The organism is Acidobacteriota bacterium (assembly GCA_016196035.1).
Lineage (GTDB): Bacteria > Acidobacteriota > Blastocatellia > RBC074 > RBC074 > JACPYM01.
Genome location: JACPYM010000011.1, coordinates 39,915 through 53,800, shown reverse-complemented (window position 1 = coordinate 53,800; position 13,886 = coordinate 39,915). Strand labels below are relative to the sequence as shown.

Here is a 13,886-nt window from a genome sequence, read left to right as displayed (position 1 = left end):
TTAGCCGTGGGTTTCAACCTACGGTTGGGAAGACGAGCGTTCCCGCGTCGCGTAGCGACGCCTGAATCCGCTACGGCTTTAGGTCGTGCAGGGAAGAAAAGAGGTTCGGGATTAGTCAAGGTGTTTTCTCCTCAATCCTTCAAGCGTCGCTACGCGACGCGGGGAAATGTGCACTGCCCACCGTGGGTTGAAACCCACGGCTAAATTCCCCCCGTCGCTACGCGACGAAAACCCGTTTACAACTCGGATTTGTGCTCAAACGCGAACTTGAGCAGTGAATGGCTGCCTTTGAGGTCAAGTTTCTGGCAGATGTTGGAACGGTGGTTTTCGACCGTGCGGTAACTGATGAAAAGCTCCGCCGCGATCTCTTTGCTGGTTTTGTTCGCAGCGATCAGTTTCAGCACGCGGCGTTCGGTGGGGGTCAAGTCGTTCAGGCTGGGATGCTGTTGCGCCAGCGCCGCCGCGCGTGTCGCACGATTGAACAGAAAAGCTGAAATGGCCGGGCTGATGTAAGGCTGTCCGGCGGCGGCGGCGCGAATCGCGGCGACGATGTCGGTCGTCGCGCTGTCTTTGAGCACGTAGCCCAGCGCGCCTAGATCGAGCGCCTCGTTGAACATCTCTTCGTCGTGGTACATCGTCAGGAAGACGACGGCGGTCGTCAGGCGTTGTGCGCGCATTTCGCGCAACAAGGCGAAGCCGGTCAATTGCGGCATCTCGATGTCGAGCACGGCGACATCGGGTTTGTGGGCGGCGAGCAATTCGAGCGCGGTCGCGCCGTCCTCCGCCTCGGCAACGACCTGCAAACGCGGGTCGGTGGCAATCACCTGACGCAGCCCGGCGCGCAACAACGGATGGTCGTCGGCAATCAGCAAGCGAATGATTGGATTCATCAGTCAGCTTTCCTTTCAAACGGTTTTGGAGATTGCGGAACAGACGGAAATAACGGAAGCAGGCTGCCTTATTCGGTTCCGTCTGTTCCGTTATTTCCGCCTGTTCCGTAATCTCTCTTTGCCATTGTCACACCTGCGATTAGTCTAGCGGAATCGTCAGCGTCAGCAGCGTGCCCGCGCCCGGCGTGGATTCAATGTTCAGTGTGCCGTGCAGCAACCGCGCGCGTTCGGCCAGCCCGGTCAAACCCAAACCGCCAGCTTGCGACCTACGCTCCGCAATCACAAAGCCACGTCCGTTGTCACGCAGCGTCAGGGTCAAGCGGTGCGGCGCGCGTTGCAATTGCAGGCTGACTTCGCGGGCGGCGGCGTGTTTGACGATGTTGTTCAAGCCTTCCTGCACGATGCGGTACAGATTGATCTGGCCCGCCGCGTCGAATAAACCATCCACGTTGTCGAGCGACAGCGCGAGGTCGAGTTGCGCCGCCGCGCCGACGTTGCGAATCATGGTCGTCAAGGCTTTGGTCAAGCCCAGCCGGTCGAGTTGATACGGGTGCAAGTTGGCCGCGATCTGGCGCACTTCGTCAAGCGCTTGCGAAGCGGTCGTGGAGATGTCGGTCAACTGGGCGGCGGCGCGCGGCGCATCTTCTGGTTGCAACAAGCCGAACAACGCGCGGTTTTTGATGACCAGCAGGTTTTGCCCCAAGCCGTCGTGCAATTCGCCCGCGATGCGTTTGCGTTCGGCTTCCTGCGATTCGATCAACTGGCGCGCGAAGGCTTGCTGCGCGGCTTGGCGTTGTTCCAGTTGATTGATGCGATATTTGAACGCGGCCAAAACTACGCCCGTCACCGACAAGACGGCCAACGTCAAAAACCACCAGGTGCGATAAAACGGCGGCAGCACGACCACGCGCAAGGTTGCGCTTTCCGTATTCCAAAGCCCCTCGCCATTGTCCGCAATCACTTTGAACGTGTAAGCGCCCGGCGGCAGGCTTGAGAAATATGCCGTGCGCCGCGTGCCCGTTTCCACCCAGTCCTGATTGAAACCGGCCAGTTGGTATTTGAACCGAAGCTGTTGCGGGCGGCTCCAGTTAATGCCGGTGTATTCGATCTCCAGGTTCTCCTGCCCCGGTCTGATGCGCACGGGTTGACCGGCGGGCAGCGGCGCGCGATCCAGGATGACGCGCTCGATGATGGCGCGCGAGGGCGGGACGTTGCGCTGTTTGGGATCAACCACCACGACGCCTTTGACGGTCGGAAACCACAACCGTCCGTCGCGTGTTTTCCAGCCCGCCGGACTGCCGCTGTTGCATTCCCGGCTGAGCATCCCATCCGCCACGCCATACACAAAGGAATTCACGGTCGCACGGCGTCCCTCGGCCAAATCATTCAACTCGCGCAAACTGACGCGAAAGAGGCCGCGATTGCTGCTCATCCACAAATCGCCGCTGTCGTCTTCAGTGTCGGAAAGGATTTGGAAGGTGCGGTTGTCAAACAGGCCGTCTTTGACAGTAATGGCGGCGAAGTGGCCCGCTTTGAAACGGCGCAACCCGCCGCCGCTCGTGCCGATCCAGAGGCTGCCCCAGCGGTCTTCGTAAAAAGCGATCACCTGATCGCCGGGCAACCCGTCTTTGACCGTCCAACTGGTGAAGCGCTGTGCCGCGCTATCGAAACGGCTGACGCCGCCGTTGCGCAACCCCACCCAGAGCGTGCCCGCCCGGCCTTCGTACAAGGCTGTGACTTCGTCATCGGCGAGGCCGTCGTGCATATCGAAACTGCGGAAGCGGTCGGCGCTCAGCCGCGCCAGCCCGTGACCGGGCGTGCTGAGCCAGAGATTGCCCGCGCCATCGCCCAGCAGCTCGCGCACCGGTTCGTGCGGCAGGCCCTGCGCCGCCGTCCAGCGTCTGAATTGACCGTTGAGCACCTGATTCAACTGGCCGTTGCCGCTGAACCAAAGACGGCCCGCGCGGTCTTCGGCAATCGAACCACTGTCCGGGCGGCCCTGTGAGAATGGCACGGTGGTGATGACGCCCTCTTTGAGCCGGCTCAACCCGCCGTTCGTGCCCAGCCAGAGGTTGGCTTGTGAATCCTCAAAGACAGCCGCCGCGAAATTGTGCGGCAGTCCGTCTTCAACGGTGTAAACGCCGAAGCGTCCGGCGCGCAACTGCACGAGACCGCCATCCACCGTACCGACCCAGAGGTCGCCTTGCGGGTCTTGAAACAGCGCCAGCACGGTGTCGCTCGGCAAACCGTCACGCACCGCGTATTGCGTCAGACGCGCGCCCTGGCGCAGAAACAAACCATTCCCGCCGGTGCCGATCCAGAGGTTGCGTTCGCGGTCTTCATACAGCGCCGTCACCGAACCGAGCCGGGCCGCAGGCGCGCCATCCACCACGCAGCGGCCTTGTTCAAAGCGGCAGAGTCCGCCGCCGGTGCCCACCCACAAACGACCCGCGTTGTCCACGCACAGCGCGTTCACGCGGTCGCCCGGCAAGCCCGCGCGCATGGTGTAAGTGGTGAAGCGGCCTTGCGCGAAGTGCGCCAACCCTTTCGTCGTGCCAATCCAGAGACTGCCGGCGCGGTCTTCGGCCAGCGTCAGAATTTGATCGCCTGGCAATCCGTCGCGCGTGGTGTAAGCCGTGAAGCGTTCGTCGCGGAACAGATTCAGCCCGCCGCCGCGCGTGCCGATCCAGAGATTGCCGGCGCGGTCAGCCAACAGGCAGCGCACGTAATCGCTCGCCAAACCGTCGCGGGTCGTGTAAAGCCGAAAGCGCCCGTCCGCGTAACGTGTCAGCCCGCCGCCGACCGAACCCAGCCAGAGCTGGCCCGCACGGTCTTCGGCCAGCGAGAGAATCTGGTTGTTTTTGAGCGCCGCCGTATTGTTGTTGTCGAACACTACGAACCGCACGCCGTCAAACCGCGCGGCTCCCTCAATCGTGCCCAACCACAAATATCCGTCGCGCGTGCGCAAAATCGCCAGCACGCCGTTTTGCGGCAAACCGTGCTGATCCTGCCAGACGAGTTGTTGATAGCGGCCCAGCACCTTGTGCGTGCTGAGCGTCTGCCCGTGGACGCGCGCCTGGGTCAGGCCACCCAGCAATAACAGGAGCAGGATGATGCTTTGCGCCCGGTCGCGCACCGCGTTTTGCGGCAGCCCCTTGTCCGCCGTCCAAGGCTCGCAGCGGCACTGGGCGCGCGCCGTCAAGCTGAGCAGACAGCGCCAAAGCAGACCTGGAACTAGAGAGACCGCTGTGCGCGCGGTGAGCGGGATAGGCATTGCCACTGTATTGTCTGTAAAGATTGGGAGGGGGGAATGGCGGCACTCTAAACCAAAGCGGTCAGGCCGACAACGAAACGGCACGCCTCAGCCTGGCTGCCGCTGAAGTTCGCTGCGGAAGGCCAGACTGCGGCTGTCAATCGCGCGATCCGTCGCCAGAATGCCGTCCAGATGATCAATCTCGTGTTGCAGCAATTCCGAAAGATCAGCGGTCGCCGTCAGCAATCTCTCAGCGCCGTTCTGATCGAAATAGCGCACGTCAATCTCGCTGTGCCGCCGCACCCGCACCAGCAAATTCGGCAGCGAAAAACAGTCGTCCCACAATTCCATTTGTTCGTAACTGGCGCGCACGATATGCGGATTGATGAGCGGAAACGGCGTACTGCCGTTTTGCATATTCACGAATAGCATGCGCTGCTTGACGCCGATTTGCGGCGCGGCGATGGCGCGGCCAAAACCGTTGCGCAACCGGAAGTCGGCTAGCGTGTCAGCCAAGTCAGTAATCAACGCGCGGGTTTGCGGTGCTTGAACTTCGGTAATTTCAGACGACGGCTGCCAAAGCTGCGGGTTGCCAAGCAGCAGGATTTCACGAACGGGCATATATGGTAAGCTCCTGGTTGAATGTGCTTAAACGCAAGCGCAGTGTAACAAACCGAAAGTCCGAACGCATGAACAAGAAACCCACTGACCGCAGTGTCATTCTTTTTGATTTTGACGGCACGCTGGTCAACACCACGCCGCTGATTCTGCATTCCTTTCGCGCCACCTGGCAGCACAGTTTCGGCTTCACGCTGGACGACAGCCTGTACATCAACACCTTCGGCACGCTGCTGCACACGGCGTTACAGCAACTGACGCAACAAGGCATTGATGACGGACGCATCGCCCCCATCGCCGACCTGCCGACCAAAGCCGATGAGTTGTTGCGCACCTACCGCGAATTCAATGGCGCGCGTCACGACGAATTGTGCGAGCCATTTGCCGAGGTCAAGGAAACCCTCGCGGAACTCAAAGGGCGCGGCCATCGCCTGGGCATCGTCTCGTCGAAATTGCGCGCGGGTGTCGAGCGCGGCTTGCGGCTGTTTGCGTTGCAGGAGTTCTTTGCGGTCATCATCGCCGCCGATGACGTGACGCGGCACAAACCGCACCCCGAACCGTTGTGGCGCGCGTTGGAACGTTTTGAAGCCGCGCCGCACCACGCCCTTTACGTCGGCGACAGCATCCACGACATCGCCGCCGGGCGCGCCGCCAACATGACCACCGCCGCCGCTGCCTGGGGGCCTTTTCCGCGTACAGAACTGGAAGCCCAACAGCCTGATTATGTCTTGGAGACTCCGGCTGAGTTGCTCAAATTGTTTTGAAGTCCGCGCAGTTCGGCAGCTTCATTGCTGGCACAGCCGCCGCACCAATTCCAAATCCTCCGGCGTATCCACGCCAATCGAACGCTGCCGCACTTTCACTACGCGGATGCGGTAGCCGTGTTCGAGCGCGCGCAACTGTTCGAGCAGTTCTGTCTGCTCAAGCGGCGTCGGCGGCAGCTTGGCGTATTGCAACAGAAAGTCGCGGCGATAGGCGTACAGGCCCGTATGTTTGGCGTAGCGGGCGAGCAATTCCGGCTGCGCCTGCAAAGCCGCTGTGAGTGAGCCATGCGCCTGAGCTTCGGCGCGCGGATACGGAATCGGATTGCGCGAGAAATAGAGCGCGAACCCGGCGGTGTCGGTGACGACTTTGACAACGTTGGGATTGAGCAGGTCGGCGGCGGATTCGATGGGTTCACAGGTGGTGCTCATCACGATGGAAGCATCGGCCAGCAATGGCGCAACGGCGGCGTCAATGGTCGCGGGTTCGATCAGCGGTTCATCACCCTGGACATTGACGATGATGCCGGCGTCGAGTTGCGCAGCGACTTCGGCCAGCCGGTCGGTGCCGGTGCGATGCGCAGGCGAAGTCAGCCAGACTTCTTCTCTGGCGGCCTTGACCGTGGCAAACACGCGCTCATCATCGGTGGCCACGATGACGCGCTGGATGGAAGCGGCTTGGCGGGCACGCTGGACAACACGCAGGATCATTGGCACACCGCCAATGTCCAATAACGGCTTGCCGGGCAAGCGCGTCGAGGCGTAACGAGCGGGGATCAGAGCAATAACCATAAACAGACCTCAGACTTCAGACCTCAGACCTCAGACCTCAGACTTCAGACTTCAGACTTCAGACCTCAAGCTCGAAGTGATTTGGTTATGCTTTGCCCGTCTGAGGTCTGAGGTCTGAGGTCTGAGGTCTGAAGTCTGTTTCAGCGCCAGCTTATCTCGGCGATGGCGGTGTCATCGTATTGCGCGCCGGGGAAAACTTCTTCGATGATCAGCCGCAGTGAACTGGTGTGCACAAGGGCGGGCAGCGCGACGGTTTGCACGCGCATTTCATCGAAAAGCTGCACGGCCACGCGGGTGCCGTCCGAAAAGATCAGCGTGGCGCGTTTGAGCCGGTGATTGGCGAAAAAGAGGTCTTTGCTTTTGCCGTAGCCGGGATAGATTTCGAGGTATTGAATCGTCTGCGGTTTGAAGGTGAAGGCAATCCATTCGCCCACGCCGGGGCCTTTGACGCCCTCGACCCACGCGGATTCGACGCGATCATCGCGGGTGTTTTCCGGCCCGTACTGGTCGCTCAAGCGGCTGGACGCGTGCGCCGTCGTGGCTTGGGTCGTCCTGGCCTGGCGTTCGGCGGTGGCAATTACTTCCAGGTTGGTGCGGTCGGCTTCGGTCAGCAGTTCATCGGTATACGCCGTGTTTGGCTTATACCAGGAGCGGCTGCCGAAATAGCGCTGCAACCCAGGCGATTCAAACATCCGGCCATGCCGCGCATACACGGTATTTCGCAAGATGCGCAATTCTGGCACGCCCAACTCGACCAAATCTTTTTCGGACAGGGCTTCGCCGTGGGCCAAAAGCGCCTCGGCGCTTTCAGCGCGGGGCACGCTCAGCGGCTTGGCATAGGTGGTGGCGTCATCCGCCGGGGCGGTGGTCGCGGCCAGCACTTTGGCATTGGGTGGCGAAGCCACGGGGGGCGGTGTCGGACTCGGCGAAGCGCTGGCGACAGCCCGGTTGTTGACCGATTCTGCGTGCCGCACCAGCCAGGCGGCCACGCCAGCCAACAAAATCAATACGGTGGCGCTAATGCTGGCCCAATACACCAGATTGCGGCTCTGCTTGGCAGTTTTCTCAACGGCTGAGGGCAACAACGTCACGGGGTGCGCGACCGGCACGACTTGCCTTGCCTGTGCCTGCATGGAAGGCTGGGAAAAAGAAGGCGCTGACGGCCTGCTGGTTGACGCCGTTGCCGGCGGCACCGTCTGTGCGGCCCGCGGCGGCATCGTTGGCTGTGGCGGCGGCATGGCAACAGTGGCTTCACCAAACGATACCGGGCGGCTGGCAGAAGATGGTTCCGGCGTCAGTTCAATGATGCGTCCCCCGGCGCCTTGCAGCGCGCTTTGCAAATCACGGGCAAAGGCGATGGCATCGGTCTGCCGCCAATTGGGGTCTTTTGCCAGCGCGCGCATGATCGAGGCTTCGAGCGCGGGCGCCACGGTCGTATGTTGATTGACCGGCACGGGCGTTTCGGTCAAATGCTTCGCCACCACGCCCGTGATCGTATTGGCCGTGAAAGGCGGCTGGCCCGCGATCATTTCATAAAGCATCGCGCCCAAACTGTAGACATCCGACCGCGCATCCAGCACATCGCCGCGGCATTGTTCGGGCGACATGTAATAGGGCGTGCCCAGCACCGCGCCGGTTTGCGTCAGGCTCTGATCGGGCGTCAGGTCGCGCAATTTGGCGATGCCGAAATCGAGGACTTTGACCTTCTCGAATTCGCCTGTGTGCGCGGGCGCGGTGACGATCACATTGTCGGGTTTGAGGTCGCGGTGAACGACATTATGCCGATGCGCCGCGCCGACACCGGCACAGATTTCGCGCATCAGGGCCACCGCGCGCTCTGGCGGCAAGCGGCGTTCGCGTTGCAACAGCGCACGCAGCGAAAGACCTTCGACCAACTCCATTACGATAAAGGCCGGATCGTTGCCGCGCGCCTCGCCAAAATCATAGATGGCGACGACGCTGGGGTGGCGCAACATCGCGGCAGCGCGCGCTTCGCGGCGAAAGCGTTCAACGGCGCTGGCTTCGGTGACGTATTGCGCGTGCAAAACCTTGACCGCGACTTCGTCGCCGATGTGCACGCGCCGCGCCTGGTAAACAGCGCCCATCCCACCCGCGCCGATGCGTGCCTGCAATTGATATTTGCCGTCGAGCAGGCGGCCAATCAATTCGTCGGGTGGGGCTTTCTTGATGCTTGGCGCCAGCATCAGTTGCGTCGGTTCGGTGGGCGCGCGCTGACCGCTGAACGCGGCGCCGCAATGCACACAAAATTGCTGGCTTTCACTGGCGGGCTGCTGGCACTGGGGGCAAATCTTTTGCACGAATGACCTCTAAGGGATAACTTCGGTTAGCGTGGGGAGTTCAATTCAAGGTAGCGGGGAAATGATGTGGGATGATGAACCCAACGTAGGGGCAGACCTGCGTGTCTGCCCCGGTGGCCTTAGGCGGAATCAAGGGCGTCCGACCCGACCGGGGCAGACACGCAGGTCTGCCCCTACATTATCCAACCTCATTTCCCCACTACCCAATTCGATTGCTGCAACTCTTCCTGCAAATTCCGGCGTGCCTGACGCTCTAACCGCCCGCGCAATTCAGCGGTAAAAAAGAGCCGCTCGCGTTGCAGGAAGCTTGCCAAAAGCTGGCGGCGTTTGCGGCGAAATAACCAGCCGGGCACCCACTGATATTCACGCCGAATGGCTTGGCTATAAGCCTGATAAACTTCCGGCGCGCTACCTAAAATCGCCAAGTCGAAATCCAAAAACCAGGCCGCATCGCCGTTGAGTTCGCCAAGCTGATGCGTTTTGGTCGCCAGAATCATGGCCTCGACCGCTTTGAGCAACGGCGTGGCGCGGTTTAAGTCCGACAAAACCTGTACGGCCAGGGCGGCGCTGCGCTCTTCGTTATCACCGCGCCGGGTGTCATAAACGACATCGTGAAACCAGATGGCCCAGCGCACGGCATCATAATCCTGCGATTGCGCGCGATATTCCGTCGCCCAAGCCAGCAAGGCTTGGATATGCCCCAGATTGTGATAATGGCGCGCGGGTTCGGAATACGCGTCGCGCAAGGTCGTCCAGAATGCGTTTTCAGCGCCAGCCAATTCTTGCCAAGCCATTTGCAGCGCGCTTTGTTCTGCCGCCTTGATCTGTAACTCGGGGTTTGCCATGAAAAACCGGCGGGATTTTAGCTGAATTAGCTGGGCAGCGCTATCATCTTCTAGTGGGCTGAGAGAGACCGGAGTTTGCGCTTCCATTTTCTGAGTCGAGTCTTTAATATGCGCGAGCGGAATCATCAACTTAACATTCAGCTTTGGCAGCTTTGGCAACTTTAGTATGGCATTTGCAACGACAGCAATTCACGCGGGGCAAGACCCCGATCCCACCACCGGCGCGGTCGCCGTGCCGATTTACCAAACATCCACTTATGTTCAGGATGCGCTGGGGCAACATAAAGGCTTTGAATATGCGCGCACGCAAAACCCTACGCGGTTAGCCTGCGAGCGCAATTTGGCGGCCCTGGAAGGCGGGTTGGCCGGGCACTGTTTTGCCTCTGGGATGTCGGCGATTCATACCGTGCTGCTGCTGCTTAAGGGCGGCGATCACGTCATCGTTTCTGAAAATACGTATGGCGGCACTTATCGTTTGTTCGAACAGGTGCTGAAAGAATTTGGGCTAACGTTTTCCTACGTGGACACGACCGCGGCCCTCAACGTCGAGGCGGCCTTGTGCCCCGAAACGCGGATGGTATTCGTCGAGACGCCGACCAATCCGATGATGGCGATTGCCGATTTGGCAGGGATTGCGGCCCTCTGCCAAGCCAACAATTTACGGCTGGTGGTGGACAACACGTTTATGAGTCCCTATTTCCTGCGGCCCATCGAACACGGCGCCGACATCGTGGTGCACTCCACTACGAAATATCTGAATGGTCACAGCGACAGCGTCGGCGGTGTCGCCATTACGACCAAAGAAGCCGACGCCGACCGCATCGGCTTTTTGCAAAACGCCGCCGGGGCAATTCTGTCGCCCTTCGACGCGTTTTTGATTATGCGCGGCACCAAGACGCTGGCGCTGCGTATGCAACAACACGACGCCAATGGACGGAGCGTCGCCAGTTTCCTCACCGAGCACCCGAAGGTGCAAAAAGTTTACTATCCGGGTCTTCCCTCACATCCCCAACACGCCCGCGCCAAACAACAAATGAGCGGCTTCGGCGGAATGCTCGCCTTTGAGACCGGTTCGCTTGCGGCAGCGCGGTCTCTATTGGATAATGTGCGCCTCTCTGCGCTGGCTGAAAGTTTGGGTGGGGTGGAGACGTTAATCAGTCACCCTGCCAGTATGACGCATGCCTCGGTTCCCGCGGAACAACGTGCGCGGTTAGGCATCACCGACGGTCTGGTGCGGATTTCGGTCGGCATCGAAGATGTCGAAGACATCATCACTGATCTCGACCAAGCACTGGAACGGATCTAGCAAGTCAGACCTGAAGGCGTTTCAGGTTGCACGGCTCGCAAATCGGACTCACACTGTTTCTATGGCAGACCACCCAACGATGAATGTTGCACTGTACGCCCAAACCGACGTCGGCATGGTGCGGAGCGGCAACGAAGACAATTTTCTGATTCTGGATCTTTCGACGGGCACCAGTTGGAGCGCGGGCGAGGAAGAACCCCCGGAATTGCTGACGTTTCAGCAAGGCTATTACGGTTCGCTGCTGGCTGTCTCGGACGGCATGGGCGGCGCGCTGGCCGGCGAAGTCGCTTCGCGGCTGGCGGTTGAGACCGTGCGGGATCGCATGCTGCAATTGCAAGCCCACCAGAATTACGGCAAAGTGCCCTTCCAGGAACGCTTGCGGCTGGCGATTGAAGAAGCCAACCTGCTCATCCATTCGGATGGCATGGCTAATCCCGCCCATAAAGGTCTCGGCGCCACTTTCACCGGCGTCGCCGTGCATAGCGGCCACGCGTATTTCGCGCAGGTCGGTGACAGCCGGGCCTATTTGATTCGCAAAGGCAAAATCGCGCGCATCACCAAAGATCAATCGCTGGTTCAGCAATTGATTGATGCCGGTCAGATTACCGAAGAAGAGGCCGAGACCCACAGTTACCGCAACGTCATCCTGCAAGCCCTGGGCGCGCACATCAACGTCAACGTCGAGGTCAACACGCTGCCGGTTTGCCATCTCGATACGCTGGTGCTGTGCAGTGACGGACTTTCGGGCAAGATGCATGCCGAAGAGATTTTGCAGATCGTGCAGGAATCGGCGGATTTCAAAACCGCCTGCCAAAATCTGATCACCCTGGCGAATCAGCGCGGCGGCGAAGACAACATCACCGTCGTCATCGCGCAATTTTCCGGCAGCGCGCTCGAGCAGCCAGAGGGCGACGCCATTGAACCGCAAGGCATCGCGCGTTCACCGGATACGCCGACCGAACTGAATTGGTCAGCGGGAGCGACGACCGACCAGCTTACCGATCCGACGGGGCCTGACCTCGCGGGTGAAGCTGTGGCCGGGTCACCCGCCCGCACCGGGGCTTTAACCGGTGAACTGAACGCCAAAAAAACCGGGCCTTTAGTCGCGCCCATTCCCCCTCCACCGACGACTTCGCCGCTCCCCTCGCGTACTACCCCGCTTAAGTCAACCAACGACATGACCGACCGCGTCGGCCCGATTACGGCGGTGTTTGAAATTGGCGATTTTGAAGAGGAGTTAAAGACCACTTCGGCTGATGGTACAGGAGACCTCTTACCCCACGCACCCCAAACGAATCATTCCGGGCGCATGGCAGCGACGGCCAGTCACGGTCAAGGAGAACAAAAATCGTTCTCCTTCCTGCCAGTGATTCTGACCATCATCGCCCTCGCGGGGATCGGCGGCGCGGCCTTTTGGTACTTCAATCAACAGCAGCGTTCGACCGCCGAGGCCGAAGCGGTCAAGCAGCACAAGCGCCTGGAACGCGAGACGCAAAAACAATCCCTGCTAACGAGTCTGCATGATGAGATCACGAAACTGAAAAACGACTTGGCGGCGGCACCCAAAGTCGGCACCGAAAAGCGCGAGAAATTGGGCCAGAAGCTGAATAGAGCGCAAGCCACGCTGATTGACATCGCACAACTTTCGCCTGAACGCATAGACGAGATCGAGCAACGTTGCGAAGACGTCGCCAAAGAACTCAAACAAATCAAAAAAGACCTGGAAGAAGACCTCAAAACCCAACAAGGCACGCTCCCCGCGCAAAGCACCAGCCGCGAACCCGTCAAGCTCTAACCTGCCCGCCCGCTTTCTCCCCTGCTCAAACCAAGTAAACTACTCACTTCGAGGCAGGTTTTACTGTATGTGATGGCTGGACACTTATCCAAAAAGGCCATTTCGAGAACAAAGCGCACTTTAGATCAGTTTGCAATTGAATGTACGGGCGGCGCTCCGGAGCAGTACCGCGCGCGTCAGCAAGCGGTGCGTCAACGCTGGCGCAATACGGTACACCCTGAGTCTCCACTTGCTGACGCGCGGTACTGCCCCGGAGCGCCGCCCGTACACCGCTCTGCAATCCGATCGGCGTAGCGCAACCCGCCGAGGTTGCGCTACGCATACCACTCAAAGCCCTGCTGCTAAGGCTGCACCACAAACACCGACTTGACGCCACCGACCCGCCGAATGCTGGCAATGGCGTTGCTGTAGTCCTGTTGATAGCCGGGCGGCAATTTCACGGTGACATTGCCGTTTTTGACGGTGGTCGTGAAGTTGCGCGCTTCAGAATCGCCCTCGAGCACAGCCCGAATCTGGGTTTGGATGTCCAAGTCGCTGCGCCCGACAACGGCGTCCGTCGTGCGTTGCGCGGCACCCTGTGTTTTGCGCGCCGCCGTCTTGACGCCGCCCGACGTGGTTTGCCCCGCGCTCACCGTAACGTTTTTGGTGCGCGTAAAGGCGCCGACAGTTTTATCTTTGCTGTACCGCGCCGCGCCGACGGTTTTGTCTTTGGTGTACAGGGCCGCGCCCACGGTTTTGTCCTTCACGTAAAGCCCCGCGTTCTTGGTCGTATCCACCGTTTTTTGATAACCGGCTTTCGTGTGGTTGTCCACGCTTTGCGAAGTGCCCGTGACCGCATTCTTGGCCGTGAGCGCGCCATTTTTGGTCTTGTACCCAAGGCTCGGCAGCATGCCGTTGCGGCGCGCGCTCTCGGTTTCTTTGCCCGTGGCCGGATAGCTGACCTCCAGGCTCTCGAGCGTCGGGCGGTCAATGCGTCCGCTGACTTCGAGCTTGTGATCGGTTTGCCAGGCGCGCAACGCTTCACGCGTTTGCCCATTAAGGACGCCGCTCGGTCGCGCCTGCAAATAGCCGCGTCCCAGCAAGGCGGCTTGCACGGCCGAGACTTCTTTGTTGGTGATGACCAAATTGACCGCTTCCAGCGGCGCGGCGGCGGCTTGTGATTGGGTGGCGCTGGTCGTATCAGTTGCTTGCGTTTGCCCGGTTTGTGCCGCTGCCATCAAGGTCAATCCGGCGCAAAGGGCCAGACTCAAACCAAATGTTGTAACTGTTCTCATACCTCAACTCCTAGGTAAAGAAACCAAAGGGCTA

The 13,886-nt window shown here is 60.0% G+C and carries 10 protein-coding genes; 3 read left to right on the top strand and 7 right to left on the bottom strand.

Features of this window, described 5'->3' with window-relative positions; all coding sequences use genetic code 11:
• Nucleotides 1-236: 236 nt before the first annotated feature.
• From HY011_04570 to HY011_04560, 3 genes are all read right to left on the bottom strand, one after another.
• Nucleotides 237-890 carry a response regulator transcription factor gene (locus HY011_04570; GenBank protein MBI3422188.1) on the bottom strand — a complete coding sequence of 218 codons (654 nt, stop codon included), beginning with the start codon at nt 888-890 and terminating at the stop codon, nt 237-239.
• A gap of 139 nt (nt 891-1,029) precedes the next feature.
• Nucleotides 1,030-4,164 (bottom strand): hypothetical protein, encoded by a 3,135-nt coding sequence (locus tag HY011_04565; protein MBI3422187.1) that lies wholly within the window; start codon nt 4,162-4,164, stop codon nt 1,030-1,032.
• 87 nt (nt 4,165-4,251) lie between these two features.
• Complete coding sequence (locus HY011_04560; GenBank protein MBI3422186.1) at nt 4,252-4,764, bottom strand: peptide deformylase; 513 nt, start codon at nt 4,762-4,764, stop codon at nt 4,252-4,254.
• A gap of 68 nt (nt 4,765-4,832) precedes the next feature.
• Between HY011_04560 and HY011_04555 the strand changes: the two genes are divergently transcribed.
• On the top strand, nt 4,833-5,525 hold the full coding sequence (locus HY011_04555) for an HAD-IA family hydrolase (GenBank protein MBI3422185.1): 693 nt from the start codon (nt 4,833-4,835) through the stop codon (nt 5,523-5,525).
• A 21-nt stretch (nt 5,526-5,546) separates the two neighbouring features.
• Here the strand turns inward: HY011_04555 and kdsB are convergent, their stop codons facing one another.
• From kdsB to HY011_04540, 3 genes are all read right to left on the bottom strand, one after another.
• Nucleotides 5,547-6,314 carry a 3-deoxy-manno-octulosonate cytidylyltransferase gene (kdsB, locus tag HY011_04550; GenBank protein ID MBI3422184.1) on the bottom strand — a complete coding sequence of 256 codons (768 nt, stop codon included), beginning with the start codon at nt 6,312-6,314 and terminating at the stop codon, nt 5,547-5,549.
• A 140-nt stretch (nt 6,315-6,454) separates the two neighbouring features.
• The gene (locus HY011_04545; GenBank protein ID MBI3422183.1) at nt 6,455-8,575 is read right to left on the bottom strand and encodes a protein kinase; all 2,121 of its coding nucleotides are present in this window, start codon (nt 8,573-8,575) and stop codon (nt 6,455-6,457) included.
• Nucleotides 8,576-8,820: 245 nt separating this feature from the next.
• Nucleotides 8,821-9,477 carry a hypothetical protein gene (locus HY011_04540; protein ID MBI3422182.1) on the bottom strand — a complete coding sequence of 219 codons (657 nt, stop codon included), beginning with the start codon at nt 9,475-9,477 and terminating at the stop codon, nt 8,821-8,823.
• A 166-nt stretch (nt 9,478-9,643) separates the two neighbouring features.
• On the opposite strand from HY011_04540, the gene HY011_04535 reads away from it, so the two are divergent.
• Both HY011_04535 and HY011_04530 read left to right on the top strand, forming a co-directional pair.
• Nucleotides 9,644-10,783 (top strand): PLP-dependent transferase, encoded by a 1,140-nt coding sequence (locus HY011_04535; GenBank protein MBI3422181.1) that lies wholly within the window; start codon nt 9,644-9,646, stop codon nt 10,781-10,783.
• A gap of 79 nt (nt 10,784-10,862) precedes the next feature.
• Nucleotides 10,863-12,578, top strand: coding sequence for a protein phosphatase 2C domain-containing protein (locus HY011_04530; GenBank protein MBI3422180.1), 1,716 nt, complete (start codon nt 10,863-10,865; stop codon nt 12,576-12,578).
• A 341-nt stretch (nt 12,579-12,919) separates the two neighbouring features.
• Here HY011_04530 and HY011_04525 read toward each other — a convergent pair whose 3' ends face one another.
• Nucleotides 12,920-13,852, bottom strand: a complete 933-nt coding sequence (locus HY011_04525) for a peptidoglycan-binding protein (GenBank protein MBI3422179.1) — start codon at nt 13,850-13,852, stop codon at nt 12,920-12,922.
• Nucleotides 13,853-13,886: the final 34 nt, after the last annotated feature.

Bases quoted from the DNA above. Each gene is read 5' to 3' on its own strand.
- HY011_04570 (MBI3422188.1), bottom strand. From the start codon at position 890: ATGAATCCAATCATTCGCTTGCTGATTGCCGACGACCATCCGTTGTTG.
- HY011_04565 (MBI3422187.1), bottom strand. From the start codon at position 4,164: ATGCCTATCCCGCTCACCGCGCGCACAGCGGTCTCTCTAGTTCCAGGT.
- HY011_04560 (MBI3422186.1), bottom strand. From the start codon at position 4,764: ATGCCCGTTCGTGAAATCCTGCTGCTTGGCAACCCGCAGCTTTGGCAG.
- HY011_04555 (MBI3422185.1), top strand. From the start codon at position 4,833: ATGAACAAGAAACCCACTGACCGCAGTGTCATTCTTTTTGATTTTGAC.
- kdsB (MBI3422184.1), bottom strand. From the start codon at position 6,314: ATGGTTATTGCTCTGATCCCCGCTCGTTACGCCTCGACGCGCTTGCCC.
- HY011_04540 (MBI3422182.1), bottom strand. From the start codon at position 9,477: ATGGCAAACCCCGAGTTACAGATCAAGGCGGCAGAACAAAGCGCGCTG.
- HY011_04535 (MBI3422181.1), top strand. From the start codon at position 9,644: ATGGCATTTGCAACGACAGCAATTCACGCGGGGCAAGACCCCGATCCC.
- HY011_04530 (MBI3422180.1), top strand. From the start codon at position 10,863: ATGAATGTTGCACTGTACGCCCAAACCGACGTCGGCATGGTGCGGAGC.
- HY011_04525 (MBI3422179.1), bottom strand. From the start codon at position 13,852: ATGAGAACAGTTACAACATTTGGTTTGAGTCTGGCCCTTTGCGCCGGA.